The organism is Rahnella sp. 2050, assembly GCF_040544515.1.
GTDB classification, from domain to species: domain Bacteria; phylum Pseudomonadota; class Gammaproteobacteria; order Enterobacterales; family Enterobacteriaceae; genus Rahnella; species Rahnella aceris.
Window position 1 is genome coordinate 524870 of sequence record NZ_JBEPKE010000001.1, and the last position, 26126, is coordinate 550995.

Genomic DNA, 26126 nt, shown 5'->3' on the forward strand with positions numbered 1-26126 from the left:
GCCCTGTCAGATACGCCAGTCACTATTTCCATACCAGTTATTTATTTCGTCAGAATGCTAAACATCAGATTCATAGAATAATTTCCTATGACCTCCCCTGCCTTTGCATCTTGCGTTCACCGTTAACGCTTGTTACTTTCCGCCTCACGCTTTTTATATACGCATTAATTCTAAGTAATAACACGCAGTTATTACCCGCGTATAGCGCTGTTCAGATCCATTAAAAATATAAAACAAACACAACATTATTGAGGGACAAAATATGTGGGTTTTAATTGGTATTCCGATCGTCGTGCTGGGTTTTGCACTGCGGTTTAATCCTTTATTAGTGGTGACCGTGGCCGGTATTTCTACCGGTCTGGCGGGCGGCATGCATACCATCGACATCATCAGCGCCTTCGGCAAAGCGTTCACCGATAACCGCTATATGGGATTGATCTGGCTGACACTGCCGGTGATCGCGATCCTCGAACGCAGCGGCCTGAAAGAACAGGCCCGTCATCTGATTTCCAAAGTGCATGCCGCCACTACCGGCCGTGTGCTGATGCTGTACTTCTTCCTGCGTCAGATGACCGCCGCACTGGGGCTTAACTCGCTGGGCGGTCATGCACAGATGGTTCGCCCGCTGATAGCGCCGATGGCTGAAGCTGCGGCCACCACCAAATACGGCGATTTGCCTAATGATGTGCGACAGAAAATCCGTGCTCACGCGGCAGCCGCCGATAACGTGGCGGTGTTCTTCGGTGAAGACATTTTCATTGCCGTGCAATCTATCCTGCTGATCAAAGGTTTTCTGGAACAGTACGGCATTAACGTTGAACCGCTGCATCTGTCTGTCTGGGCGATCCCTACCGCCATTGCTGCGCTGATTATCCACTTTATACGGTTATGGCTGCTTGACCGCTCGCTGGCTAAACGCCTCGACGTTCATCACGGGAGTGCAGCGAAATGATTAACCTGCAGACTGTTTATATTCTTGCGGGCCTGATGTTCTGCGCCTATGCGTTCTTCAACGTGCGCGATAAAAGCCATTCCCGCCGTTATGTCAACGCGCTGTTCTGGGGCATTTACGGTGTCACTTTCCTGTTTGGCGCTGAATTGCCGCACTTCGTGACCGGCTGTATGGCGATTTTACTGGCGGTCATCGCCGGTAGCGGGAAACTGGGTAAAGGCAAATCAGACAGTGAGCAGCCCGGACAGGTCGAAAAACGCGAAGCGGGGGCAAAACGCTTCGGCAACAAACTGTTTATTCCCGCCCTGCTGATCCCGATTGTGACCCTGATCGGCACCCTGACGCTGAAATACACGCCGCTGGTGGAAGCCAAAAACGTGACGCTGATTTCGCTGGTACTCGGCACGCTGGTGGCCTTTATTGTGGCGCTGGTTATGCTGCGTGATTCGCCGGTCAAAGCCGTGAAAGCGGGCGGACAGACGATGGATACCGTCGGCTGGGCGGCTATTCTGCCGCAGATGCTGGCCGCACTCGGCGCGCTGTTTGCGCTGGCGGGGGTCGGTGGCGTGGTATCGGAACTGGTCAAAAACATCATTCCGCTCGGCTCACCGCTGGCGATTGTGATTGCCTATACCTTCGGCATGGCACTTTTCACCATGATCATGGGCAACGGTTTTGCCGCCTTCCCGGTGATGACCGCGGGGATCGGGCTGCCACTCATCGTCAACCAGTTGGGTGGAAATCCGGCGATTATGGGCGCGATCGGCATGTTGTCCGGTTTCTGCGGCACCTTAATGACGCCGATGGCGGCCAATTTCAATATCGTGCCTGCGGCGTTGCTCGAATTGCAGGACAAGAATGGCGTGATTAAAGCGCAGTGGAAAACCGGTGTATTGCTGTTGCTGGTGAATACCGCGTTTATGTATTTCTTTGTGTTCCGTTTCTGATAAGGAAAGACGATGACGACGCAACAAAGTACCGCCCTGACGCCAGAGATGGCGTCCCGTTTTGCCTCACTGGCGCTGAATCATTTAACCCGTGAATTCCCGAACAAACTCATGCATGCCATGAGCAGCGCGGCAGATGCGCAAACGCCACGCCAGTTACATCCGGTCTTTTACGGCAGCTATGACTGGCATTCCTGCGTGCACGGATACTGGTTATTGCTGCGCCTGCTGGATCGTTTTCCGCAATTACCGGAAGCTGAAAAAATCATTGCGGTGATCGGCCAGCATTTCACGCCAGAAAACGTCGCCGGTGAAATGGCCTATCTGCAACAACCGCAACATGCCGGATTTGAAAGACCGTATGGCTGGGCGTGGTTTCTGGCGCTGAGCCAGCAATTGCATGAGATGGCATTGCCGCAGGCTGCTGAATGGGCAAAAACGCTGGCGCCGATGAGCCGGTTCTTCGAAAAGAGTTTTAGTGAGTTTTTGCCCAAAGCCACCTATCCCCTGCGGGTCGGCAGCCATTTCAACACCGCGTTTGCGCTGGCATTAACGCTTGATTATGCGAGCTGCGTTAAGCATCACAAACTGGCAGAACTGATCGAAGAAACGGCGCTGCGCTGGCATCTGCAAGATGTGCATTGTCAGGCGTGGGAACCGGGCGGTGATGAATTCCTGTCACCCTCCCTGATGGAGGCTGAACTGATGCGGCGCGTTCTGCCGGGCGAAGCATTTGTGACCTGGTTTGGCCGTTTCCTGCCGGATCTGGCTCACAGCCAGCCTGCCACGCTTTTCACCCCCGCCACGGTCACTGACCGCAGTGACGGTAAAATTGGCCATCTGGACGGACTGAATCTCAGCCGCGCCTGGTGTCAGCGTTCGCTGGCCTCTGCGCTGCCAGCGGGCGATCCGCGTGCGGCCTTGCTGCGCCAGACGGCAGAAGCCCATCTGCACAGCGCGCTGAACCATCTCGACAGCACCTACATGGGCGAACACTGGCTGGCGACCTTTGCCCTGTTGGCACTCGAAGCCTGACAGCCCTCTTCCTCTGTTCAGCCGCAGGGTTTCCGTGAAATCGTTAGCGAATAATCCCGCGCGCTGAATCAAGGAAAAATGCATTGAAGTGGCACAGTAACGGATATTCCGCGCTGAGCTGCTCAATTTCCCCCTTCACCCGTTCCACCGATTCCGGCTGGTGATAAAGCAAATCGTACAGATAGCGGATGACATTTTGCTGCGCTTTTCCGGCCCGGCAAAATTCCGTTGCCTGCTCGTTTATCCCTTTCGGCACCGCGCGATTTCCCCCCGCTATCACAAAAGGCGGCACGTCCTGCACCACACAGGTATTAGCAAGGAGATGGACGCCCGTGCCAATAATACAAAACTGATGCACCGCGCTCAGGGCATCAATCCGGGCATCACTGCCTAATGAAACATGCCCCGCCAGAGCACTGTGTTCGCCGATAAACGTGGCATTTCCTATCTGACAGTCATGGCCGACATGCACGCCCCCTTCAAACACATTCAGGTGCCCGATCCGGGTCATACCACCGCCCTGCACGGTGCCGCGATGCAGTGTCACGTGGCGGCCAATGCGGTTTCCATTGCCGATTTCCAGCCCGGTGGGTTCTCCGGCGTATTTCAAATCCTGGCTGATCTCGCCAATGGATGAGCCCATGCCAATCTGGTTATCCGTGCCAATTTTGGTATTGCCGTTGATAACGACATGAGAAGAAATGTGTGTTCCTTCGCCGATTTGCACACCGGCGGAAATAAAGCAGAAAGGCCCGATAACCACTCGCGGGCCGATAATGACACCTGGCTCTATGATACTGCTGGCCGCAATTGTGGCCGAAGATGAAATCAACACGAACATCCTTCTGACAGCCAGCAGGCAGTCAGTAGTGAATTAAACCGGACAGGCATAATCAGGGAAAGATCAAAATGAGCGGAGGGAAACGCACTCAGAGAGGTTTAAACAAGGGGAGTGTTTCGTTGAACATCCGCATCGCTACACGGCACAGCATAAGGCTTCAGGATCGAAAAGGCGGTCTCTTATATTTTTTTTATTTTCTGAACCTTTTCGGAAACGCTGCATAATGAAAATTTTATGACAGGTAGATTAAGGCTTTCTTAAGCTTGGATGAATATTCTATTGGATATTCATTTCTATACGTTATGTTTCCTTCACATCAACGCTGCTACCACCACCCTGTTGGGAGTTTTCATTGCGCTCTATATTTCCGAAGATTAGCTACTTTACGCTGACTTTACTGCTGACCCTGTATTTTACCTTTATCGTTAATCTGCCGATTTTGCTGCATTTTTATCACATCTTACATGCACTGCCCGCGTACAACCTGGCTTTTGCCCTGAGCATTCCGGTTGCGCTGTTTGCCGCACTGAACTTTGTGTTCACCCCTTTCAGCTTTCGTCCATTGCTTAAGCCATTCTTTATTATCGTGCTGCCGGTCAGTGCCCTCGCCAGTTTTGCGATGATGACCTTCCAGGTCGTATTTGATCGCGGCATGATCGAAAATATTCTCGAGACGCAATCGGCTGAAGCGTCGTCTTACCTGAATCTGAAAGTGATACTGTGGTTTGTCTTCACCGGCGTTTTGCCCGCTATTTTGCTTTTCCTGACACCGGTCAGCTATGAAAAAACGCCGTTACGCCGTCTCGGTGTCCGTCTGGTGTCGATGGTGATTTCATTGCTGGTGGTTGCCTCCATTGCCGGGATTTTTTACAAAGATTACGCCTCTGTAGGCCGTAACAACCGCACCCTGAATCTGGAAATTGTGCCGACAAACTACCTCTACAGCGCGTTCCAGTACATCAATCACCGTTACTTCACGCCGAAAATGCCGTTCCAGACTATTGGCAACGATGCAAAACTGGTGCAGCAACCGGGGCAGAAACCAAATCTGGTGTTCCTGGTGATTGGGGAAACCGCGCGGGCGCAAAATCAGTCATCTGAGGGTTACGCCAAACCGACTAATCAGTACACACAGGCTATTCCTGACGTGGTGTTCTTTAATAAAATGACGTCATGCGGCACGGCAACGGCGATTTCTGTGCCGTGCATGTTCTCGAATATGAAGCGCACCCGCTACGACGCCAACCGCGCCCGTAACAGTGAAGGCTTGCTGGATATCCTGCATAAAGCCGGTGTTTCGGTGTTCTGGAAAGACAATGATGAAGGCTGTAAAGGCGTATGCGACCGTGTGCCGAATATCACCATCGATACAAAAAAAGACGGTAAATACTGTGATGGCGATACCTGCTACGACATGGCGCTGATGCAGAATATCGATGACGACATCAAACCTGACGGCAAAAATACGCTGATTGGCTTACATCTGATCGGCAGCCACGGCCCGACGTACTACAAACGCTATCCGCAGGAATTCCGTAAGTTTATGCCTGACTGCCCGCGCAGCGATATTGAAAACTGTTCTCAGGAACAACTGGTGAATACCTACGATAATACCCTGCTTTACACGGATTACACGGTGTCGCAGGTGATTGAGAAGGCGAAGCAGTATCAGGATAAGTACAACGTGGCCGTGATTTATCTTTCTGACCATGGCGAATCGCTGGGTGAAAATGGCCTGTATTTGCACGGCACGCCTTACAGCGTGGCACCGGCGCAACAGACACACGTGCCGATGCTGTTCTGGTTATCCAGCGGTTATGTGAAAGCGCAGGGAATTGATCTGCAATGCCTGAAATCGTATGCCGTGAACAAAGACGTTTCACAGGATAACCTGTTCCACACCGTGCTGAGCGCGATGGACGTGCAAACCTCGGAACGTGATCCGCAACTGGATATTCTGGCAGCCTGTCGTACATCACAAAGGTAATCACGCCCCTGTTGAAACGGTTTGCTGCCAGAACGTTATGGCAGCAAACCGCACTCCGTCAGAATGCTTTTTGCCAGCGTGCTGACCGTTTTATCAAACCGCTCAGATTCATTATCCATCACCATATACAAAGCCGTTTGCCGCACCGTTCTGGCTGATAATTCCAGTCGGCGGAGCAAACCGCTCTCCAGCGCTTTTTCCACACTTTCCAGCGGCAGCCAGCCGTACCCCACGCCCACCGCAATGGCTTCCATTGCGGCCCCGACAGTGGTGAATGTCCAGCTGGCAACAGGGCCGGATGACACATTTTCTGCACGCGGCGCGTGCCGGTCGGCCACGCTAATCAGCGGAAAACGCGCCAGATCCTGCGCAGTCAGCGGAACGGTGAGGCTCATCAGCGGATGATCGCTTTTGGCCACCGGCACAAAATCCACGTCGAGCAGGAAGCGCCCCTGTATCGCATTTTCCGGTGCCAGTGTGGTGATGTATAAATCCGCTGATCGTTCATTTAATTGCTTAAGGCTTTCGCCGCGCAGAATTTCTGTCAGATGAACACGGGTATCGGGAAACTGCTGCTGAAAATTTTTGAGTGCGCGAAACAGACGGTATTTGGGAAAGACACTGTCGACAACCAGGCTCAGTTCGGTGCGCGTCCCGTCTTTCAGCCCGGCGGCACGGTGCTCAAGTTGCAAAAAGGCGGAAATCAGCGGCGTGGCCTGCATCAGCAACGCCCGCCCCTGTTCCGTCAGCGTCGCTTTACGGCCATGAATCTCCAGCAACGGCAGACCGAGACGTTCCTGTAACCCACTCAGGGCATAACTGACGGAAGACTGACTGCGGTTCAGTACCTCTGCGGCCTGCGCGTAACTTCCTTGTTCAATCACCGTTTGTAATACCACCCACTGCTCAAGTGTGGTGCGTGGAAGTGCCATATTTTTACTCCCTTTAGGTAAAACACATCTAAATTTTAGATTATTTCCATCTGAAATCAGCGTTTTTTTATCAATTTTTTAGCGCGTAATATTCTCCTCATCGAAACAAAACATTTCACCTGTTACTGCATTAAGGAGAATTACCATGAGCAACTTTGATAAACATGACCTGAGCAATTTCATCGGCAAACACGTTGTTTACACTTACGACAACGGCTGGAATTATGAAATCTATGTGAAAAATGCCGAAACGCTGGATTACCGCATCCATAGCGGGCTGGTCGGTAACCGCTGGGTGAAAGACCAGAAAGCCTATATCGTGCGTGTGGCTTCTGATGTGTACAAAATTTCCTGGACAGAACCGACCGGTACAGATGTCAGCCTGATTGTAAATCTGGGCGACAACGTGTTCCACGGCACCATTTTCTTCCCACGCTGGATCATGAACAATCCGGAAAAAACCGTGTGCTTCCAGAACGAACATATTCCATTGATGAATGCTTACCGCGATGCCGGACCCGCTTATCCGACTGAAGTCATCGACGAATTCGCCACCATTACCTTCGTCCGTGACTGCGGCGCTGACAATGACACTGTGATCGACTGCGCTGCCAGCGAGTTACCGGCTAACTTCCCGGACAATCTGCGTTAATCGTTAACCCGCAGACATAAAAAAACCGCAGTCCGTCATGACTGCGGTTTTTTTCATGAATACCGTTTCAGGGGGACAGGAACATCAGCGCGCCAGCGTTTTCAGCAGCGTCGCATTGAATCTTTCCGGTTCTTCCATCTGCGGTGCGTGGCCCAGACCTTTAAACTCAATCAGTTTCGCGTGCGGAATAAGCTTCGCAACCTGTTTACCCAGCACGTTGTAATGACCGATTTTTGCTTTTACCGCAGGCGGCGCAATATCGCTGCCGATGGCTGTCGTATCAGCCGTGCCGATCATCAGCGTGGTCGGTACACGCAGGTTTTTGAATTCGTAAAAGACCGGCTGCGTGAAAATCATGTCGTATATCAGTGCCGAGTTCCAGGCCACCAGTTTATGCCCCGGCCCGTTGTTCAGCCCTGCCAGCATATCGACCCAGCGGTCGTATTCCGGTTTCCACTTATTCACGTAATAGGTTTTGAGTTCGTACTGTTTAATGCTTTCCGCCGAGGTTTTCAGCTCACGGTCGTACCACTGATCGACGGTACGATACGGCACGCCCTTAGCTTTCCAGTCTTCCAGACCAATCGGGTTCACCAGCACCAGTTTCGACACTTCCGGCGCATACATCAGGCTGTAGCGCGTCGCCAGCATACCGCCGGTCGAATGCCCGACAATCACCGCTTTGGTAATCTTCAGACTTTTAAGCAAATCATGCGTGTTGGTCGCCAGTTGCTGGAAACTGTACTGGTAATGCGAAGGTTTGGTCGACGAACAGAACCCGACCTGATCGGGCGCGATAACCCGGTAGCCTTTACTGACCAGCGCCGAAATAGTGTCACCCCAGGTCGCGGCACAGAAATTCTTGCCATGCATCAGCACCACGGTCTGACCATTTTTGTGCCCGGTGGGCGGCACATCCAGATACCCCATTTGCAGCGGGGCACCCTGGGAATTAAAAGAGAATTGTTTCAGCGGGAACGGATAATCAAATCCCTGCAATTGCGGACCGTAAGAAGGCGCATCGGCAGCCATTGACGCGCCGGAGAAGGAGAACGATAAAACAGCAGCACAAAAGAGCAGTTTAAAACGGGGAAGCATGGGGTTGTCCTGGTGGTGTTCACGGAACCGACGGCGTAAAGCCTTATGCTACAAACTTTACGCCGTCAGGAAAACCACTTATCCAACATTCCGGATAATTGTGATATGGCGTTATTCTCAGACATATTTCACACCTTATGATTGACCCATCACTTAACGTTAATAAAGGTCTTTCGTCAGTGTGAAGCAAAGATATTTTTCATTTCTGACTTAAGACACCTGTTGAGATAATTATTCATAAGGACAGGGAATATTCCATCTTTCTTAACATAATAAATATCACATATTCCCCGGCGGGGTATAAACACAAGCATAATGATATAAAAAACCCATCATTTAATTAAAAAATTATTTTTATATATTGTCAGGGTAGAAATATCGGTTCAGATAGGTATTTTTTGAGCAAAACGTCACCTTTAAATCAGTGCCATACCGAATCTTCTTCGCAAAGCTCCACACCGCAGAGCGGGACTATGAGGTATATTAACGGGACAAAATGCCGCTCTCTGACTCTCACTGGGGGATACCCTTGGCCCTAAACTGGTTAACCCGACGCTCTGTCCGAATATGCCTTTCACTACTCGCATTCCTTGTTGTTGCTGCTCTCGGCATACTGGCGATCTCGTGGCAAACTTCTCAGGGATTACGCCGTGATACCGCCGCAAACCTGCAACAGTCAGTGAGGCTGGTGGATATGACGCTGGATAATGCCGCCATTGCCACCAGTGCCGTTGAGAATCTGATTGGCGTCCCCTGCGATGCCAACACCGTGCAGGCGCTACGCTGGCAGGTAGCCAAAGTGCCCAATGTCCGCACGGTCAACCTCTACCGCCAGAATACGATTTACTGCGCCTCCTTATTCGGCCCGCGTGCTGACAATATCTCGACCGACAAATATATCGACGGACGGTTAATGCTGATGCGTGGCAACAGCATCACGCCCGATCATCCTCTTATTGCCTATCGTCATGACGTTAACGGCAGCGGCGTGCTGGTTGGTGTGGATGGCTATTTTCTGCACAACATCCTGTCGTTGCTCAGCACTCACGCTTATCTGGTATTGCAGGTAGGCGACCAGTGGATGGACAGCAATGGCAGCATTCACACCGGTGAAGGCTGGCCGGACGGTGAACGTATGGAGCTTGCTTCTCAGAACTACCCCTACGCGATTCGCTTAGTGATCCGGCCCAGTGACCACTGGGGTTATGTTTTTGATTACGCCACCGTCAGCCTGATATTGTTCCCGCTGCTCAGCTTATTTATCGCTTTCATGACCTACAGTCTGCTCGGCCGTGTCGGCAGCCCGACGGCGGCGCTGAGAGAAGCGCTGGAGAAAAAACAGTTCATTCCTTATTTACAGCCGGTGGTGGATGGCACCACGCATGAGGTGACCGGCGCTGAAGTGCTGATGCGCTGGCAGCATCCGCAATCAGGGCTGATCCCGCCTTATCAGTTTATCCCGCTGGCAGAAGAGAGCGGCCTGATTGTGCCCATGACGCGCCTCATCATGACGCAGGTACGTGAACAGTTCGGCCCGCTGGCAGCACAGTTGCCTAAAAATTTCCATTTCGGTTTCAATATCTGCGCCAGCCATTTCAAAGACCTCTCACTGGCTGAAGACTGCAAAGCATTTATTGATGCCTTCAGGGAGAACCCGATCAATCTGGTGCTTGAGCTGACTGAACGTGAATTAATCGAGCCGGGTGAAATCACCTCCAGCCTGTTTCACACACTTCGCCAGATGGGCGTGCTGATCGCGCTGGACGACTTTGGCACCGGGCATTCCAGCCTGGCGTACCTGCAAAAATTCCACATTGATATTCTGAAGATTGACCAGAGTTTCATAGGCCGGATTGGTACAGACGCGCTGGCCGGGCACATTGTTGATAACGTGATTGACCTGGCTAAACGTCTGCAAATGATCATCGTGGCCGAAGGCATTGAAACCCAGACACAGGTAAATTATCTTGCCCCGTACCGGCTGGAATTCCTGCAAGGTTACTTTTTCGGAAAGCCTGTACCGCCCGCCGATTTTATCCGGAAATGGCTCTGATTTTCATGCAGCCTGTGGCGGGCGCTATCTCTTCATACTGCGGGCACATTCGTGACTCAGTGACTAGACTAATAACGTGAGCTGCGTCTTATAAGATGTCTGTGCTTTTTGCTAAAAAATTGCCGGTGTGTAACATCCATACAGGATGAGTCCGATAACTAAGCTAACTTGTTGAAGTTACTTGTATTGGAGTACTCTGGCGGAGAACCCTGCTGACAATCAGAATGATCACTTTGCGAGCAAGATGATGATTAAGTGGCCGTGGAAAGCGAATGAACTGAAAATTGAGAAATCAGACGCCTGGAATGACGCGCTGAATATCCCACTTTTATCTTGCCTCAACGAAGATGAGAAACTGCGTCTGATTCAGGTCGCCAGCCAGTTGCTGCAACAAAAAAGGCTGGTTCCTCTGCAAGGCGTTGAGCTGACTGAACTGATGCAGGCCCGTATCGCGCTGCTTTTTGCGCTGCCGGTGATGGAACTGGGCGCTTCCTGGCTCGATGGCTTTCACGAAATCCTGCTCTACCCTTCCCCGTTCGTGGTTGATGCTCCCTGGCAGGATGAAAACGGGCTGGTGCATGCCGGTTCACAAATTCATGCCGGACAAAGCTGGGATCAGGGCCCGATTGTACTCAACTGGCAGGACATCGAGGACTCATTCGACAATTCTGGTTTTAACCTGATCATCCACGAAGCGGCGCATAAACTGGATATGCGCAACGGCGGCGAAGTCACGGGTATTCCGCCTATTCCGCTGCGTGAGGTGGTGTCATGGGAACACGATTTACACGCCGCGATGCAAAATCTGCAGGATGAAATCGACACTGTCGGCGAAGAGGCTGCCAGCATGGACGCCTACGCGGCGACCGATGCGGCCGAATGTTTTGCGGTACTGTCAGAGTATTTCTTTAGTGCACCAGAATTACTTTCAGAGCGTTTTCCGCTGGTATACGGCCATTTCAGCCGTTTTTATCAACAGGACCCGCTGGCAAGGCAACTTCGCGGTCAGCGCTGCGATTGTTAAATTCCGTTTTGACGGACATTTTTCCGCAGTAAAGTACCCTTTTATGGCGACATTGATTAGTTGCTGAGCAGTCGGACGTTTTTGACGAATTTAGCGTTGACACTCCGCAGCCCTCTGGATATTATGCGCCCCGTTCCAACGATTCCTCTGTAGTTCAGTCGGTAGAACGGCGGACTGTTAATCCGTATGTCACTGGTTCGAGTCCAGTCAGAGGAGCCAAATTAGAAAGGCCCGCTTAAGGAAACTTAAGCGGGCCTTTTGCTTTTTATACGCCGGAGCCCCTGCCTGTATGGCGTTGAGGCGATCAGTGAACGTGAAAACCTTCCCGATGCATTTTCAGTTTTCCCTCCGCATCGGGAGAATTTGGTGGTCAGATTTGGGGTCAGGTGAGTTCGATGACGCAGTGACCCCCAAATATCTCTTAACGATTCAAAAATCCGCAAATTAAACCATCCGCAAAAATCCTTTAAACACGTTGCCCCGGCATCCGTAATTTCTATAAACCAATGAGTGAAAATACGGTTAATAAGCCGCTGAGGCAGATTGAACTCACAAGTGAACCAGTCCGCCATCCACAGCGTACTGGCTTCCGGTTACGTAAGACGCATCATCTGAGAGCAGAAAAAGTGCGACGGCAGCCGCTTCATCAGCTGTACCGGCTCGTCTGAGAGGCACCTGGCTTACTACAAAATCTTCAAACTGTTGCCGAGACTCCTCGGGCATGAAGTGTCTAAAATTAGTCTCGACAGGCCCTGGCACCAGCGTGTTGGCGCGAATGTTGCGTGTAGCCAGCGAGGCGGCCCAGCTTTTTACCATGGCGACAACGGCACCTTTTGTTGCAGCATATAAGCTCGTCATTGGCGCACCTTCATAGACTGAAGACGATGCAGTGACCAACACTGATGCACCTGGGTTCAAAATGTTGGAAAGTGATGCAAGCTGGAGCATAGGCCCGCGAACATTGGCATTCATCATGCGATTAAAGGCGTCGGCCGTAACGGATTCCGGTGCACCAACCTCTGCGTAACCCGCATTCAGCCACAATCCGTCGAGGTGCCCCCAGCCGCAGACTGCCGTTGCGAGCGCATCAATATCTGCCTCACTTGCAGCATCACTTTTCAGGATCAGTGCAGTGTCCGGCAACAGCTTACGGGCCCGGGCCAGACGTTCTTCACTCAGCCCTGTGATGGCAACTTGTCCACCCTCTTTCACAATTCGCAGCGCTCCTGCCAGCCCCATACCGCTGGTGCCCCCCGTTATAAGTACACGTTTACCGTGAAATCTTCCCATAATGACTCCCCTTTAATCGTTATAACCGCCATTTACCTTACGAAAGAACTCCATTACTGCCCATCCCTTCTGAGGGCTTCACAACTACCGGCAGTTAAAGCCGGAGAAGTACTGTTTCCTTTGCTTAATGATCTGAAAGACTGAATTCCAAATACCCGGGCGATCCGCAAACCAGCAACATAACAATAACAGATGCGGACACCCGCAATCTGATTTCAGCTCCGCTCACTGCACTCGCAGAAATGAGCACGACAGGAATGAGGTCGAGGCCTTTCTCGGTCAGCGTGCAGAAATCTTTGCGCCTGTCGTCGGGGCCGGGCACTCTCGCAAGAATGCCCTGCTGCTCAAGAAAAGCCAGCCGGGACGGGAAAAACCACAGACCCTTGCCCTGTGACAAGGATCTGTGGTGAGACTGCACGACAAAAATACGCTTCAGCCATTCGTCCGGGACTGCTTACGCTAATTCCGTCCGTGCGTTCTGCTGTTGTTCATCGGGCCGTATCCTGAACCAGATGGCATACATTGCCGGCAGGAAGACCAGCGTGATGATAGTGCCGCCAAACGTCCCGCCAATCAGCGTATAAGCCAGCGTTCCCCAGAACACCGAGTGGGTCAGCGGGATAAACGCCAGAATGGCCGCCATCGCCGTCAGCAACACCGGTCTGGCCCGCTGCACTGTTGCCTCCACCACCGCATGGAATGGCGGCAGCCCTTCCTGTTCGTTGTGATGGATCTGCCCTATCAGGATCAGGGTGTTACGCATCAGGATGCCCGACAGCGCGATTAAGCCGACCAGCGCATTGATGCCAAACGGCTGGTTAAAGAGCAGCAGCGTTGGCACCACCCCAATCAGCCCCAGCGGCGCGGTGAGGAAGACCATCACCATCGCCGACATTGACCGCACCTGCAGGATAATAATCAACAGCGTCATGGCAATCATGATCGGGAACAGCGGTGCCATCGCCTCGGTGGCTTTCCCGGATTCTTCAATAGAACCCGCCTGCTCGATACGGTATCCGGCCGGGAGCGTATCAATGACCGGCTGTAACGCTTTGATCATTGCCGTGGAGACATCCGGCGGCTGCAGGTTTTCGGCAATGTCTCCCCGCACGGTAATGGTCGGCGTACGATCGCGACGGCGCAGAACAGGATCTTCCATTTGCACCTCAACCTCCCCGATCTGCGACAGCGGAATGCGCTGGCCGGAAGAACCCACTAAGGTAAAACCGGCGATTTTTTCCGGATCAAGCCGGATATCTCCTGCCGCCCGCCCCATCACCTGCACCGAACGGATATCTTCACGCACCGAGGTGATCGGAACCCCTGAAAGCAGGAACTGAAGCTGCTGTGCGACCGCATTCGATGTCAGCCCCACCGCCTGCAGGCGATCCTGATTGAGCGTGAAATGCAGCGCCGGTACACGCGGCCCCCAGTCGGTGTTGACGGTCCTCATCATCGGGCTGGCCTGCATCACCTTTTCGACCTTGTCTGCAATTTCGCGCAGTTTATCAGGATCCGGCCCCATCACCCGGTAGGCCACCGGATAAGGAGAATACGGACCGAACACCAGTTGGGTCACACGCACGCGCGCCTCAGGTGCCAGGCCGCTGGCCACCGCTTCACGTAGCCTGAACTTGAGCGCCTCGCGTGCTTCCTGACTGTCCGTCAGCACGACAATTTTCGCAAACGACGGATCAGGCAGCTCAGGCGCCATGGCCAGATAAAAACGCGGTGACCCCTGCCCGATGTAGGACGTGACGATTTTTGCCTCTTTCTGCTTTCTCAGCCAGGCTTCGATTTTCGCCGTGGTGGCGCTGGTCTGCTCAATAGAAGTGCCATAAGGCATCTGCACTTCAACCAGTACTTCCGGGCGGTCAGAGGTCGGGAAAAATTGTTTTTTCACCAGCCCCATGCCAAGTATAGCGACCGTAAAGACGGCAATAACGGTACCGGCGACTATCCACTTGCGCGCGATGACGCGGGTCAGCACCCGGCGAAAACGGTTGTAATGACGGGTGTCGTAAATCGCCGCATGCCCGCCCTCCACCGTTTTGATTTTCGGCAACATTTTCACGCCCAGATAAGGCGTAAACACCACCGCCACAATCCAGGAAGCAATCAGGGCGATACCGACAATCCAGAACATGTTGCTGGTGTATTCACCGGCAGTGGACTGGGCAAAACCGTTGGGCATGAATCCGACGGCGGTGACCAGCGTGCCTGCCAGCATCGGGGCTGCCGTGTGACTCCAGGCATAGGCCGAGGCTTTGATGCGGTCGTAGCCCTCTTCCATTTTCACCACCATCATCTCGATGGCGATGATGGCATCATCGACCAGCAACCCGAGCGCCAGGATCAGCGAGCCCAGGGTAATACGGTCAAAGTTTTTGCCGGAAGCCTCCATCACCACAAAGACAATTGCCAGCGTCAGCGGCACCGCGGCGGCAACCACCACGCCCACGCGCCAGCCCATACTGACGAAGCACACCACCATCACCACCAGCAGCGCGACAAAGAATTTGATCATGAACTCGTCAACGGCGGAGCTGATGTTGACTGACTGATCGGTGACCTTGGTCAGGGTCATGCCCAGCGGCATGCCCTCATTGATTTTGGCCGTTTCCGCATCCAGCGCCTTACCCAAATCCAGACCGTTCCAGCCGTCGCGCATAACGATGCCCAGCAGCAGCGCCGGTTCACCCTGATTGCGGATCAGGAAGGTCGCAGGATCTTCGTAGCCCCGTTCAACGGTTGCCACGTCAGAAAGCTGCAAGGTTCTGCCCTGTACGACGATGGGCGTTTCGCGGATTTTCTCCAGTTTGTCGAAGGCGCCATCCAGGCGGATAAAGACCTGCGGCCCTTTGGTATCAATCGAACCGGCGGGCGTCAGGACGTTCTGGCTGTTGAGGGCGGAGAAAATATCCTGAGGCGAAATACCCAGCGTGGCCAGCCGGTCATGCGAGAACGACACAAAGATGCGTTCGGCCTGTTCGCCGATGATATTGACCTTCTTGACCCCCGGCACATGCAGAATTTGCTGGCGCAACGATTCCGCATCGCGCACCAGCAGTCGCTGTGGCTCCCCTTTGGCCTTCAGCGCAAAGAGCGCAAAGGTCACGTCAGAGAATTCATCATTGACCATTGGCCCGATGACGCCTGCTGGCAGGTTTTTGGTCTCATCCCCCAGCTTCTTACGTGCCTGATAAAACTCTTCCTGCACCTGTGAAGGCGGTGTGCTGTCCTTCAGCGAAAGCATGGTAAAAGCCAGACCGGGACGCGTGTACGTCTCGCTGCGGTCATACCACTTCAGCTCCTGCATACGCTTTTCCAGCGGTTCAGCCACCTGATCCTGCATTTCCTGCGCGGTGGCACCCGGCCAGGCAGAAATAATGGTCATCTGCTTGACCGTAAACGGCGGATCTTCAGCCCGTCCCAGTTCAAAAAACGAAAGAATACCGGCCACGGTAATCAGGATAATCAGGAACAGCGTGATTGAGCGCTCACGCACGGCGAGCGCAGAAAGATTGAATCGCCCCGCGCTCATGGCTGGCTCCCGGCGACGCTGGCATCGCTTTGTTCGGCCAGGCGTACGGCCTCACCGTCATGCAGCAGATGCGCCCCGAGAGCGACCACCTGCTCTCCCGGCTTAAGGGAACCGGTCACCCTCGCCGCATCGTCACCCAATCCCTGCACCTGCACGGGCCGCCATGACACTTTGGCGGGCTTACCCGAAATCTCCCAGACACCCGGCCCTTTGCCCGGATCATAGATGGCCGCTAAAGGCACCTGCATCACCTGGCCCGGTAATTTATCGTCTGCAATATGCAGCGTCACGGTGGATCCCAGCGGGGCATTCGCCAGTGCTCCCTCAAGTACATATCTCGCCTCGAAGGTACGGGTTAGCGGATCTGCCGCATCGGAAAGAAGCCGAAGTTTCGCAGGGACAGCCTGTTTACCGGTACCGTACAACGTTGCTTCGGCCTCGCTTCCGGCAACCGGGCGTAACGTCTCAGGCAACTGCACGATGGCCTCGCGTTGCCCTGCTCTGGCCAGCCGGACCACTGGCTGCCCGGCACTGACAACCTGACCGGGTTCAGCCAGCGTATCCATGACCACGCCGTCGGCGTCAGCCAGCAGCACGGCGTAGCCCGTGGCGTTTTGCGCCACATTGGCCTGGGCCTGAGCCGCACTGAGTTCCGCTTTGGCCGTATCCGCGGCGGCCTTTATCTGATCGTAGGCCGATGCCGACACTGCGCCTGCAGCGACCAGACCGCGATAGCGCACCTCGTCATCAGTCGCTTGTCTTGCACGGGCCCGTGCCGCCGCGACGGTCTGTTGCTGAGCCTGTGCCTGCAGACTCAGGTCAACCGGATCCAGACGCATCAATGGCTGACCGCGTTTAACGGTCTGGCCGGTATCGACCAGGCGTTCAAGGATTTTGCCCTGCACTCTGAAACCGAGGTCGCTTTGAATCCGGGCGACAACAACGCCGGTAAATGCGCGGGAGGCATCGGCAGCACTCACCACGGTCGCAGATCTGACCAGAGGAGGCTGAGTACGGGGATCGTCGGTACCGGAAGAGTCGCCGCAGGCCACAAGGGCAAGCGGCAACAGGCAAACAGCAAAGGTGGCAGGATTAAGCCTGAGCATGGGTTCCCTTAATTGAATTAGCAGGACAGTAACCGCATTCTCAGACTAGTGACCAATAATGTCAATAGTCACCACTCAGGGTGACAGACTTCTCAGTATCAGTGAGGACAGGAGTGCCGCAGCCGCCGGTGCCGTTTCCAGATTGTATTGCAACTGTACCGGACTGATGTAAGGCCGCATGACCAGATATATCGCGTGCGCCGCCTCATCCAGCGGCGTTTTTCGTTCAAACTCGCCCGCCTGCCGCCCTTCAACAATGATTTGTTCAATCAGTGTTCTCAGACGCTCTTCATGAGCCTCTGCCGACGGCCACTTATCCCGCGCCGCCACGGCAGCAATGTCATAAAGCTTGCGATCGTGAAAAAACAAATCACTGCCGGCTTCAGTCAGTGCCCTGAATAAACGCCGCAACTTTTCGGAGGCCGACGGGGCATCTGCAATCGCTGAATTGACAATCGCCATGATCATCGCCAGCCGGTTAGTGCAGATCACCTCGCCGATCGCCTGCTTGGAATCGAAAAATTTATAGATGTAGGATTTTGAAAACCCTATTGATTTAGCCAGTTCTGACACTGTGGTTTTCTCGTAACCAAAATGCCCGAAATGCTCTGTGGCAGCGTCAACGACCTGATCACGCACACTGTGATCTGATGGCCCCCTTGGGGGATGTACATTTATGTGTTTAGTCATTTTTCCAGCTTAGCTCAATGAGCCCTGATTGACAACGAGTGACCATTTGGTAATGTAGTCACACTTCAAAACTGACTCAAGGAATATCAATGTTCCCCCTCCGTACTCTTGCACTGGTGGTGAGCAGCGCCTTACTGGCGGGTTGCGCCGTCGGGCCGGATTATCATCGCCCGGATGCCCCCCTTCCTGAACGCTATCAGGCACAGTCTGCCGTCCAGCAGAGAAGCGCCTCCAGACCCGCCAGTTTTGCCGTCTGGTGGGACGGCTTCGGCGATCCCCTGTTAAGTCAGTACGTTACCGACGCCCTCGCGCAGAATCTCGATCTCGCACAGGCCACCGCCCGCATGGCCCAGTCACGCGCCGGACTGGGCGCGGCCACAGCAGCGCTGTTACCTTCAGGGAACGTCAGCGGGCAAGCGGCACGCGCGTATCAGTCGGCCGAAACCCCGCTGGGTCAGGTTCTCAGCGCAACGCCGGATTATAATCGCTACGGCAATAGCTATGAAACCGATCTCAACGCAAGCTGGGAGATTGACGTATTTGGGGGGCTGCGACGCGGGCGTCAGGCTGCACTGGCTGACTATCAGGCTTCCGAAGCGGGCGTCGCCGCCACCCGTCTTGCCGTCGCGGCTCAGACTGCCGATACCTATATCACCCTGCGCGGATTACAGACCCGGCTGTCCATCGCGGAGAAACAGGTCAGTACGCAGCAGGAGCTGCTGGAAAAGGTACAACTCCTGAATGCTAAAGGACTGGCTCCGGCGTATCAGGTTCGCCAGACCGAAGGGGAACTGGCGCAGGTTCAGGCAACCGTACCGGTTCTCCGTACCGGGCTTGATGCGGCCATGAATGCATTAGATGTCATGCTTGGCACGCCTCCCGGCACCCATCGCAGTCAGTTAGCGTTGCCGGGTGCCATACCGCAGGCTCCGCAGATAACTTCAACGGGCACACCTGCCGACCTGTTGCGCCGCAGACCCGATATTATCGTGGCGGAGCGCCATCTCGCGGCGTCGAGTGCACGTATCGGCGTGGCGGTCAGTGAGTATTATCCGAAGTTTTCACTCAGTGCCCTGCTCGGCAGCGCAACGGCTGTGTCGGGCGACAACCTGTTCTCCGGCGGTGCCAGCCAGTCGGCAGCCGTGCTGGGACTGCGCTGGCGGCTCTTCGACTTTGGTCGCATCAACGCCCAGATAGATCAGGCGAAAGGCCAGGAAGCCGAAGCGCTCGCGGCCTATCGCCTGTCGGTATTACGCGCCACCGAAGACGTCGAAAATGCTTTCTCTGCTCTGGTCAATCGTGAAACACAGGCCGCCACGCTGACCCGCGGTGAAACCGCCCTGGCCAGCGCCCGCCAGTCATCTTTTATCGCTTACCGGCAGGGAACGGCCAGCCTGATGGACGTCCTGCACAACGATGAAAACCTGTTACAGGCTTCCGACGCCAGGGCGCAGGCGCAGACAGAATCTGCGCGCGCGGCTGTTGCAACGTTCAGGGCGCTCGGCGGAGGCTGGCAGCCACCGGAAACGGCCACACCATAAGATGCCGCAGATCTTCCCTTACTTGTGTCACAGACGAGACGACCTTTTACCGTTGATAACACGACAGAGCCGTACTGATAACCGGGGGACTGATGAAAAGGATAGGTATTCTGGAGGTAGACGCGTTAACTGAAAAACTGGTACGAGGATTGTTTCTTGCCGCGCCTGATGCACAGGTATTTCTGGTTTCGGGAAACAACGAACGCGCGCGCAAGCTGGGAAGAGAGTTCCCCTGCTGGACGCTGGACAGTTACCAGGATGTCATCAATGAGACTGATGTCATTATTACCGGCGTAGATCGCCATGCTCTGAATGAAATGGCAAATCAGGTGCAGTTGCGAAGCGCGCAAACGCTGGTTTCACTGGTGCCGGGGCTGCCATCACAGAGTCTGCGAAAGCTATTCAGACACACTGATTGTGTCAGACTGATGTTTTCCTTCGCCGCTGAAATCAATAAATCGAGCGTGATCCTGACTGGTGCTGATCAAGAGGTTCAGCGTTTATTTTCCCTGCTGGGCCCCCTGACCGTATTGCCTGACGAGCCGGACTTTGACTTAGCCACGGTCAGTCTTTGTATGAGTCATGGCTTTTATTTTCTGGCGGAGGGCTTAGCGTGCTGGCTGACCGGGAAAGGTATGGCGGATGACACTGCCCGCCAGCTTGTCCTTAACGGTCTGAAAGACTGTGCTGAATATGCGGGTTATCACCCGTCCATCAACCTCGGGGAACTGGGGCAGGATATGTCATCTGCTGCACCCGGTATGTCGCAGGGGGTTGAGGTTCTTGCACGAATGGCGGCGCTTACCCCCTGGCATGTGGCTTCTGATACGGTTTTATCGGAAATTCAGGAAAACCCCGCTGCGCAAATAACCCGCTGAAATGAAATACTCTTTTTTCCAATGTCGAATGACACTCCGAACTCAGAGTGTCGTTTTTGACCGCTAAAATCCTCAGGATTAACCGGCGCATCCGCCCGCGCCAAACAGGCGTCAGAGTCAAAGATATCTTATTAGTGTACGGCTCAGGGGATTTACCGTAGCGTTTAAACGTAAATGCTTTCATCGTCTTATTCTTCATTTATTTTTTCGCATCAAGCTGAAGACTTTTGCGCACCACCTTATCCAGGAATGACGCAGGGGCGAATCTGAGAATAAAATTCAACTGACCTGCCAGCTTTCCCGCCGTATAGCGAATCTTCGGACGTGAAGTCTGAGCCACTTTAACCACCACGTCAGCCACCACCTCCGGACTTTCCGCCTCAGCCATTGCCTTGCTCACCACTTTCGTCAGCTTAGCCCGGATCTGGTCATACTCTTCAAGCCTGGCATCCGGCTCGATATTATTGGCTTCAAACTGTGTTTTCATGTAAGCAGGTTCGATGACAGAAACTCTGATGCCCTGCGTGCGCAGTTCATGATCCAGTGCGCCCGAATACCCTTCCACCGCATGCTTACTGGCCGCATAAAGTGCCACATACGGCAACGGAACGGTGCCGAGTATCGAACCGATATTGATGATGCGTCCGCTGCCCTGACGGCGCATATAAGGGATCACTGCCCGGCTCAACCTGACGATGCCCAGAAAGTTGGTGTCGAAAATGTGTTTGGCCTGATCGACAGAACTTTCTTCCGCCGCCGCCGGAGCGACCCCAAAGCCCGCATTGTTCACCAGAACATCGATCCGCCCCTCCAGACCCAGCAACTCCTCAATGGCGGCCCCGACAGAAGCGTCGTCGGTCACATCCAGCGTCAGTAACGGAAACGGATGTTTTCCCGCCTGTGAACCACGCCGGCTCGTGCCATATACAGTAAATCCAGCGGCTAAAAGTTTACAGGCAGACGCTTCGCCAATACCTGAGGACGCACCGGTAACCAGTGCTACACGTTTTTTTGTCATGCTGAATAAGGCCTTCATGATGTGTTTAAAGTTTCTCATCGCTGATGAGAGGACAGGCTGTAAGGGATTTATGTCGGATTTACCGCTGTGCAGAACAGCCGGAAGACCGTTCTGCACAGTGCACCTCATTGATTACCGTGTTTTATATCGTTCAGCGGCTTCATCTTGTTTGATGTCTGAGAGCAGCGCCTGACGTGAAGCATCGAGGGTGTCCCAGCGGGCAGCATTATGTAAAGGCGGGATGGTGACCAGTTCACGGCGGTCAAACCCCACCAGTGCGGCATCCACTAACTCGCCCACTTCCATGAATTTTGCCGAGTTAGTGATGTCGATACCCGCCCGGTCCCAGATTTCCGTATAAGTGCCCGCAGGGAGCACCGCCTGGATATAAATGCCTTTAGATGACAGCTCGACATTCATTCCCTGAGACAGGAAAAGCACAAAGGCTTTGGTTGCACCGTAAACCGTCATGGCAAATTCCGGGGCGAGTCCGACGATGGAACTGATGTTGACGATCGATCCTCCCCCCGCTTGCACAAAGCGTGGTGCCACGGCACTGGCCAGTCTGGTCAGGGCGGTGACGTTAAGCGCGATAAGGCTTTCTATCGAATCAGGCGTCTGCTCGGTAAAACTGCCGGACTGCGCGATACCCGCGTTATTGATAAGAATGCCAATCCGTGTGTCTTCACGCAGACGGGCTTCGACCGCGGCTAAATCACGCGTTTGCGTGAGGTCGGCAGGCAGAACGTCGACAGAAATGCCATTTTCCTGTCGCAGACGCGCGGCCAGTGTTTCTAACTTCGCTTTGTCGCGCGCGACCAGAACCAGGTCGTGGCCCCGGCGGGCAAACCGTTCCGCGTAAACAGCACCAATACCCGTGGATGCGCCTGTGATGAGAACTGAAGCTTTAGTCATAAGTTGATCTTCTTTCTTAATGTGTAAACAAAATCCGCAATGTGCGATGTAGGTAGGGCTTTACTTGCTGGTCTCCGTCAGCGACTGGTAATCGGTATATCCCGCTGCGCCACCGCCATAAAGAGTTTCAGGATTGAGTGAGGCCAGAGGCGCGCCCGTCTTCAGCCTTTCAACCAGATCCGGGTTGGAGATGAACGGACGACCGAACGCGAACAGATCGGCTTTACCTTGCGCAAGCTGAGCGGACGCCAGTTCCAGGTCATAGCCATTGTTGCCGATGTAGGTGTTTTTAAAACGCCGGCGCAGGGAGTCGTAATCGAACGGTGATACATCACGCGGACCGCCCGTCGCACCTTCAACCACATGGAGGTACACAATGCCCAATGCATCGAGTTGTTCAGCGAGGTAATCATATTGTGGCTGCGGATCACTGCATGAAATCGCATTAGCAGGTGACACCGGTGAAATGCGTACGCCAGTGCGTTCTGCGCCGATCTCATCTTTTACGGCCGCCGTGACTTCCAGCAGCAGGCGCGCACGATTCCCGACAGAGCCGCCGTATTCATCGGTACGCTGGTTTGCGCCGTCTTTCAGGAACTGTTCCAGCAGATATCCATTCGCGCCGTGGATCTCTACGCCGTCAAATCCGGCGGCAATGGCATTGGCCGATGCCTTTCTGAAATCGTCGATAATCCCCGGTATTTCCTGCAACGCCAGCGCACGTGGTTCAGAGACATCAGCAAAACCATTGTTCACAAAGGTCTTGGTCTCAGCACGGATGGCGGACGGCGCAACCGGCGCAGCGCCACCGGGCTGTAAATCGACATGCGAAATTCGTCCCACGTGCCATAACTGTACAAATATGCGCCCGCCTTTGGCATGCACCGCGTCAGTCACTTTGCGCCAGCCATCGATCTGAGCTTGTGTATAGATCCCCGGTGTATCCTGATAACCCTGCGCCTGTGCGGAGATCTGCGTCGCTTCGGTAATCAGCAATCCTGCGGTGGCACGCTGGGCGTAGTAGGTCGCCGCCAGTTCGCCCGGCACCAGCCCCGCTCCGGCCCGGTTACGTGTCAGCGGTGCCATCACGATGTGGTTGGCCAGTGTTATTGAGCCAAGATCATAGGGTTGAAATAGTGGTCGGTTGGTCATGTTTATTCGCCTGCTAAGTGGTGGGTCAAAGGTCAATATAATGATGATGATCATCATCTATAAAGTCAACCGGTTTGATTATGGTCATCATCAATGTATACTTAAACCCTATTTTTGAGAGGGGCAGGAAAGCATGAAAGTGTCAAAAGAGCAGGTTCGGGAAAACCGGATGCGCATTGTAGAAACGGCCTCAGAACTTTTTCGTGAGCGCGGTTACGATGGCGTGGGCGTGGCGGAACTGATGTCTGCGGCAGGCTTAACCCACGGCGGGTTCTACAAACACTTTGGTTCCAAGGCTGATCTGATGTCGGAGGCGATGAGCTGCGGTTTCAGGCGATCCGCAGAAAGCACGGCAGGTGTAGACCGGGAAAAATTTATTGAATACTACCTCTCCCGACAACATCGGGCTGATATGGGAAAGGGGTGCGTGATGTCGGCACTGGGCGCCGATACAGCCCGTCAGTCTGCGTCAATCAGGGCGGCATTTGCCGCCGGAATTGAACGTCAGCTGGCAGTTTTAGGAAACGAAAAAGAGGTGGAAGGCAGCACGCGTGCCGACCTGATTGACACGATTGCCCATCTTGTCGGTGCGCTGGTGTTATCCCGCGCCTGCCCTGATGATTCGTCTCTTGCGGATGAGATTCTGGAGGTTTGCCGCAGCCGGATTTTGAGCACCGGGATGTCTGGTGATTCATGAGCCTGAACTGAAACCTATTTCCCGTGGCTTATGCGAAATGTCACCCGCTGGGGATGGTTTACTGACACTAAATATTCAACCGGTTGATTCAAGCGGTCAGTAATCACCCCCCGATACACCAGAGCAGGACTATGGGGTTGTGCATTTAATAACGTCTGTTCTTCTTCATTCATTAGGGTCACGCGGAGCGTGCCTTCGTCTGAAACGCCTAAAACACCGTAGTTTTCTGCCAGAAGACGATACAGCGAACCGCTCTGCTCAAGCATCTCAGCGGTCAGGTCCGGAATAATCGCCCTTGGCAGGTAGCTGGTTTCCAGACAAAAAGGCTCACCGTCAGCGAGACGCAGGCGTTTAATCATCACCAAAGGGTCGCCAGCCTGAATTTTTAGTAATGCGGCAATACGCGGGCTGGCTTGGGCCTCCTGAAAATAAATCAACCGGCTGCCCGCTACCGCACCATTTAACTCCGTGATTTTGCTGATGCCGTGCTCGATTGTCTGCGTCAGTGGCCGCTGTATCGTGGTCTCAGTCAGCCATGTCCCCTGGTTTCCCCGCCTTTCCAGCATTCCGCTGCTCACAAGCTCATCTGTAATTTTTCGTAATGTCATCCTGCTGATACCCAACAGGCCCGACAGATCACGTTCTGCCGGAATTTGATCGCCTTCGTTGAATTCCGTGTTTAACAAATTCAGCAGCACCTGCCTGGCCGCCAGATAGGCTTTCCGCGGGCGGCGTTTACTTTCACTTAACTCAGTCATGGTCTGTTTTATAGCCCAATAAAATTAAAAAACAGGAGTTATTCTAGCCAATGAGTCGTTGATCTGTCACCGGAAATATCCTTCACAGAACGGTAGTCGCCGATAAAAAAACAGACCATAACATCATAACTTATTATTATACCTGATTAAAATCATTAAATTGATTGCGTATTCTTACCTGCTGGCGTATATCTTTCATGGTACATTTTACGGTATATTTAACGGGAGTGAATGATGAAAAAAACGCTTGCCCTATTTTCCCTTGGCCTTGCGATGATCGGGTTTTCCGGTCACGCATCAGCGCAGCAACAAATCCGGTTTGGTACTGACGCGACATTTCCGCCCTTTGAGTTTAAAGCTGCCGATGGCAGCCTGCAGGGGTTTGATATTGATCTGGGTAATGCGATTTGCGCTCAGCTCAAGGCGAAATGTGTTTGGGTTGAAAACGGATTTGATGGTCTGATCCCCGCGCTTCAGGCGCGTAAATTCGATGCCATTATTTCTTCGTTGTCGATTACAGATGAGCGTAAAAAAGCGATCAACTTCTCCGATAAATTATTCAACACACCGGCGTATCTGGTGGCTTCAAAAGACAGCGGCCTCAAACCTCTGGCCGAATCTCTGCGTGGTAAGCGTGTGGGCGTGCAGCAAGGCTCAGTGTTCGAAGCCTACGCGAAGAAACACTGGCAATCACAAGGCGTCGAACTGGTTTCCTATCCCGCAGCAGAGGCAGTTTACGCCGATTTAGTCGTCGGCCGTCTGGACGCGACGCTGGACGATGCGACGGTGGTGACCACCGCGTTGCTGGACAAACCCCAGGGAAAGAATTTCAGCCTGATTGAACCGCAGGTAAAAGATGATGCCATTTTTGGCCCGGGTACCGGTATTGGCATTTCGAAGCAAAATAGCGAACTGCTGGAACAACTCAACGGGGCGATTAAGGCGATACGCAATGACGGTACTTATGACCGGCTGGCTAAAAAATATTTCAATTTCAATGTGTACGGTGACTGATT

22 protein-coding genes and 1 tRNA gene are annotated in these 26126 nt (G+C 53.6%); 12 read left to right on the plus strand and 11 right to left on the minus strand.

Annotation, left to right across the window (positions count from 1 at the left end):
- Positions 1 to 262 precede the first annotated feature (262 nt).
- From ABIC79_RS02230 to ABIC79_RS02240, 3 genes are read left to right on the plus strand one after another with little or no spacing between them, the layout of a single operon-like run.
- Entirely contained in the window at positions 263 to 952 is a 690-nt protein-coding gene (locus tag ABIC79_RS02230) for a DUF969 domain-containing protein (protein ID WP_112197699.1), read from the plus strand.
- Complete coding sequence (locus ABIC79_RS02235) at positions 952 to 1899, plus strand: DUF979 domain-containing protein (protein WP_373689693.1); 948 nt, start codon at positions 952 to 954, stop codon at positions 1897 to 1899. The genes ABIC79_RS02230 and ABIC79_RS02235 overlap by 1 nt, the downstream gene beginning before the upstream one ends.
- Positions 1900 to 1911: 12 nt before the next feature.
- The gene (locus tag ABIC79_RS02240) at positions 1912 to 2934 is read left to right on the plus strand and encodes a DUF2891 domain-containing protein (RefSeq protein ID WP_112197701.1); all 1023 of its coding nucleotides are present in this window, start codon (positions 1912 to 1914) and stop codon (positions 2932 to 2934) included.
- Positions 2935 to 2977: 43 nt separating this feature from the next.
- Here ABIC79_RS02240 and lpxA read toward each other — a convergent pair whose 3' ends face one another.
- Positions 2978 to 3766 carry an acyl-ACP--UDP-N-acetylglucosamine O-acyltransferase gene (gene lpxA / locus ABIC79_RS02245; RefSeq protein WP_041673215.1) on the minus strand — a complete coding sequence of 263 codons (789 nt, stop codon included), beginning with the start codon at positions 3764 to 3766 and terminating at the stop codon, positions 2978 to 2980.
- A 361-nt stretch (positions 3767 to 4127) separates the two neighbouring features.
- Here lpxA and ABIC79_RS02250 point away from each other — a divergent pair, with 361 nt between their 5' ends.
- Positions 4128 to 5762, plus strand: a complete 1635-nt coding sequence (locus ABIC79_RS02250; RefSeq protein WP_121019404.1) for a phosphoethanolamine transferase — start codon at positions 4128 to 4130, stop codon at positions 5760 to 5762.
- A 35-nt stretch (positions 5763 to 5797) separates the two neighbouring features.
- Here ABIC79_RS02250 and ABIC79_RS02255 read toward each other — a convergent pair whose 3' ends face one another.
- Positions 5798 to 6694, minus strand: a complete 897-nt coding sequence (locus tag ABIC79_RS02255) for a LysR family transcriptional regulator (RefSeq protein WP_112197703.1) — start codon at positions 6692 to 6694, stop codon at positions 5798 to 5800.
- A gap of 145 nt (positions 6695 to 6839) precedes the next feature.
- Between ABIC79_RS02255 and ABIC79_RS02260 the strand changes: the two genes are divergently transcribed.
- A complete protein-coding gene (locus ABIC79_RS02260) occupies positions 6840 to 7346 on the plus strand; it encodes a phenolic acid decarboxylase (protein ID WP_013575234.1) in 507 nt (168 codons plus the stop codon).
- An 84-nt stretch (positions 7347 to 7430) separates the two neighbouring features.
- On the opposite strand, the gene ABIC79_RS02265 is transcribed toward ABIC79_RS02260, so the two are convergent.
- Positions 7431 to 8444 (minus strand): alpha/beta fold hydrolase, encoded by a 1014-nt coding sequence (locus ABIC79_RS02265; RefSeq protein ID WP_013575233.1) that lies wholly within the window; start codon positions 8442 to 8444, stop codon positions 7431 to 7433.
- 529 nt (positions 8445 to 8973) lie between these two features.
- On the opposite strand from ABIC79_RS02265, the gene ABIC79_RS02270 reads away from it, so the two are divergent.
- The 3 genes from ABIC79_RS02270 (at position 8974) to ABIC79_RS02280 (ending at position 11740) form a co-directional block, all read left to right on the plus strand.
- Positions 8974 to 10497, plus strand: coding sequence for an EAL domain-containing protein (locus tag ABIC79_RS02270; RefSeq protein ID WP_013575232.1), 1524 nt, complete (start codon positions 8974 to 8976; stop codon positions 10495 to 10497).
- A gap of 247 nt (positions 10498 to 10744) precedes the next feature.
- The gene (gene mtfA, locus ABIC79_RS02275; RefSeq protein ID WP_013575231.1) at positions 10745 to 11521 is read left to right on the plus strand and encodes a DgsA anti-repressor MtfA; all 777 of its coding nucleotides are present in this window, start codon (positions 10745 to 10747) and stop codon (positions 11519 to 11521) included.
- Positions 11522 to 11664: 143 nt separating this feature from the next.
- Positions 11665 to 11740: transfer RNA gene (locus ABIC79_RS02280), tRNA-Asn, on the plus strand.
- A gap of 330 nt (positions 11741 to 12070) precedes the next feature.
- Here ABIC79_RS02280 and ABIC79_RS02285 read toward each other — a convergent pair.
- The 4 genes from ABIC79_RS02285 to ABIC79_RS02300 form a co-directional block, all read right to left on the minus strand.
- Complete coding sequence (locus tag ABIC79_RS02285) at positions 12071 to 12811, minus strand: SDR family oxidoreductase (protein WP_223509380.1); 741 nt, start codon at positions 12809 to 12811, stop codon at positions 12071 to 12073.
- 454 nt (positions 12812 to 13265) lie between these two features.
- On the minus strand, positions 13266 to 16355 hold the full coding sequence (locus ABIC79_RS02290) for an efflux RND transporter permease subunit (RefSeq protein ID WP_354566510.1): 3090 nt from the start codon (positions 16353 to 16355) through the stop codon (positions 13266 to 13268).
- Entirely contained in the window at positions 16352 to 17461 is a 1110-nt protein-coding gene (locus ABIC79_RS02295; RefSeq protein WP_013575228.1) for an efflux RND transporter periplasmic adaptor subunit, read from the minus strand. The genes ABIC79_RS02290 and ABIC79_RS02295 overlap by 4 nt, the downstream gene beginning before the upstream one ends.
- Before the next feature lie 75 nt (positions 17462 to 17536).
- Entirely contained in the window at positions 17537 to 18151 is a 615-nt protein-coding gene (locus ABIC79_RS02300; RefSeq protein ID WP_013575227.1) for a TetR/AcrR family transcriptional regulator, read from the minus strand.
- Between the two features lie 89 nt (positions 18152 to 18240).
- Here ABIC79_RS02300 and ABIC79_RS02305 point away from each other — a divergent pair, with 89 nt between their 5' ends.
- Positions 18241 to 19692: an efflux transporter outer membrane subunit gene (locus ABIC79_RS02305; RefSeq protein ID WP_119261499.1), complete on the plus strand. Its 1452-nt coding sequence runs from the start codon at positions 18241 to 18243 to the stop codon at positions 19690 to 19692.
- Positions 19693 to 19784: 92 nt separating this feature from the next.
- Positions 19785 to 20570, plus strand: coding sequence for an NAD(P)-binding domain-containing protein (locus ABIC79_RS02310; RefSeq protein WP_013575225.1), 786 nt, complete (start codon positions 19785 to 19787; stop codon positions 20568 to 20570).
- Positions 20571 to 20769: 199 nt separating this feature from the next.
- Here ABIC79_RS02310 and ABIC79_RS02315 read toward each other — a convergent pair whose 3' ends face one another.
- The 3 genes from ABIC79_RS02315 to ABIC79_RS02325 form a co-directional block, all read right to left on the minus strand.
- Positions 20770 to 21588: an oxidoreductase gene (locus ABIC79_RS02315; protein WP_354566511.1), complete on the minus strand. Its 819-nt coding sequence runs from the start codon at positions 21586 to 21588 to the stop codon at positions 20770 to 20772.
- Positions 21589 to 21720: 132 nt separating this feature from the next.
- A complete protein-coding gene (locus ABIC79_RS02320; protein ID WP_131638839.1) occupies positions 21721 to 22503 on the minus strand; it encodes an SDR family NAD(P)-dependent oxidoreductase in 783 nt (260 codons plus the stop codon).
- A gap of 60 nt (positions 22504 to 22563) precedes the next feature.
- Positions 22564 to 23655, minus strand: a complete 1092-nt coding sequence (locus ABIC79_RS02325) for an alkene reductase (protein ID WP_354566512.1) — start codon at positions 23653 to 23655, stop codon at positions 22564 to 22566.
- Positions 23656 to 23788: 133 nt separating this feature from the next.
- Here ABIC79_RS02325 and ABIC79_RS02330 point away from each other — a divergent pair, with 133 nt between their 5' ends.
- Positions 23789 to 24352, plus strand: coding sequence for a TetR/AcrR family transcriptional regulator (locus ABIC79_RS02330; RefSeq protein ID WP_015689776.1), 564 nt, complete (start codon positions 23789 to 23791; stop codon positions 24350 to 24352).
- A gap of 14 nt (positions 24353 to 24366) precedes the next feature.
- Here ABIC79_RS02330 and ABIC79_RS02335 read toward each other — a convergent pair whose 3' ends face one another.
- Positions 24367 to 25110 (minus strand): GntR family transcriptional regulator, encoded by a 744-nt coding sequence (locus tag ABIC79_RS02335; protein ID WP_013575220.1) that lies wholly within the window; start codon positions 25108 to 25110, stop codon positions 24367 to 24369.
- 234 nt (positions 25111 to 25344) lie between these two features.
- On the opposite strand from ABIC79_RS02335, the gene ABIC79_RS02340 reads away from it, so the two are divergent.
- Complete coding sequence (locus ABIC79_RS02340) at positions 25345 to 26124, plus strand: ABC transporter substrate-binding protein (RefSeq protein WP_354566658.1); 780 nt, start codon at positions 25345 to 25347, stop codon at positions 26122 to 26124.
- Positions 26125 to 26126 lie beyond the last annotated feature (2 nt).

What these genes read in the sequence shown, in the direction of transcription:
- ABIC79_RS02240 (WP_112197701.1), top strand. Translation starts at nt 1,912, where the DNA reads ATGACGACGCAACAAAGTACCGCCCTGACGCCAGAGATGGCGTCCCGT.
- ABIC79_RS02290 (WP_354566510.1), bottom strand. Translation starts at nt 16,355, where the DNA reads ATGAGCGCGGGGCGATTCAATCTTTCTGCGCTCGCCGTGCGTGAGCGC.
- ABIC79_RS02260 (WP_013575234.1), top strand. Translation starts at nt 6,840, where the DNA reads ATGAGCAACTTTGATAAACATGACCTGAGCAATTTCATCGGCAAACAC.
- ABIC79_RS02315 (WP_354566511.1), bottom strand. Translation starts at nt 21,588, where the DNA reads ATGACAAAAAAACGTGTAGCACTGGTTACCGGTGCGTCCTCAGGTATT.
- ABIC79_RS02340 (WP_354566658.1), top strand. Translation starts at nt 25,345, where the DNA reads ATGAAAAAAACGCTTGCCCTATTTTCCCTTGGCCTTGCGATGATCGGG.
- ABIC79_RS02335 (WP_013575220.1), bottom strand. Translation starts at nt 25,110, where the DNA reads ATGACTGAGTTAAGTGAAAGTAAACGCCGCCCGCGGAAAGCCTATCTG.
- ABIC79_RS02265 (WP_013575233.1), bottom strand. Translation starts at nt 8,444, where the DNA reads ATGCTTCCCCGTTTTAAACTGCTCTTTTGTGCTGCTGTTTTATCGTTC.
- ABIC79_RS02330 (WP_015689776.1), top strand. Translation starts at nt 23,789, where the DNA reads ATGAAAGTGTCAAAAGAGCAGGTTCGGGAAAACCGGATGCGCATTGTA.
- ABIC79_RS02325 (WP_354566512.1), bottom strand. Translation starts at nt 23,655, where the DNA reads ATGACCAACCGACCACTATTTCAACCCTATGATCTTGGCTCAATAACA.
- ABIC79_RS02230 (WP_112197699.1), top strand. Translation starts at nt 263, where the DNA reads ATGTGGGTTTTAATTGGTATTCCGATCGTCGTGCTGGGTTTTGCACTG.
- mtfA (WP_013575231.1), top strand. Translation starts at nt 10,745, where the DNA reads ATGATTAAGTGGCCGTGGAAAGCGAATGAACTGAAAATTGAGAAATCA.
- ABIC79_RS02285 (WP_223509380.1), bottom strand. Translation starts at nt 12,811, where the DNA reads ATGGGAAGATTTCACGGTAAACGTGTACTTATAACGGGGGGCACCAGC.
- ABIC79_RS02295 (WP_013575228.1), bottom strand. Translation starts at nt 17,461, where the DNA reads ATGCTCAGGCTTAATCCTGCCACCTTTGCTGTTTGCCTGTTGCCGCTT.
- ABIC79_RS02255 (WP_112197703.1), bottom strand. Translation starts at nt 6,694, where the DNA reads ATGGCACTTCCACGCACCACACTTGAGCAGTGGGTGGTATTACAAACG.
- ABIC79_RS02300 (WP_013575227.1), bottom strand. Translation starts at nt 18,151, where the DNA reads ATGACTAAACACATAAATGTACATCCCCCAAGGGGGCCATCAGATCAC.
- ABIC79_RS02310 (WP_013575225.1), top strand. Translation starts at nt 19,785, where the DNA reads ATGAAAAGGATAGGTATTCTGGAGGTAGACGCGTTAACTGAAAAACTG.
- ABIC79_RS02320 (WP_131638839.1), bottom strand. Translation starts at nt 22,503, where the DNA reads ATGACTAAAGCTTCAGTTCTCATCACAGGCGCATCCACGGGTATTGGT.
- ABIC79_RS02305 (WP_119261499.1), top strand. Translation starts at nt 18,241, where the DNA reads ATGTTCCCCCTCCGTACTCTTGCACTGGTGGTGAGCAGCGCCTTACTG.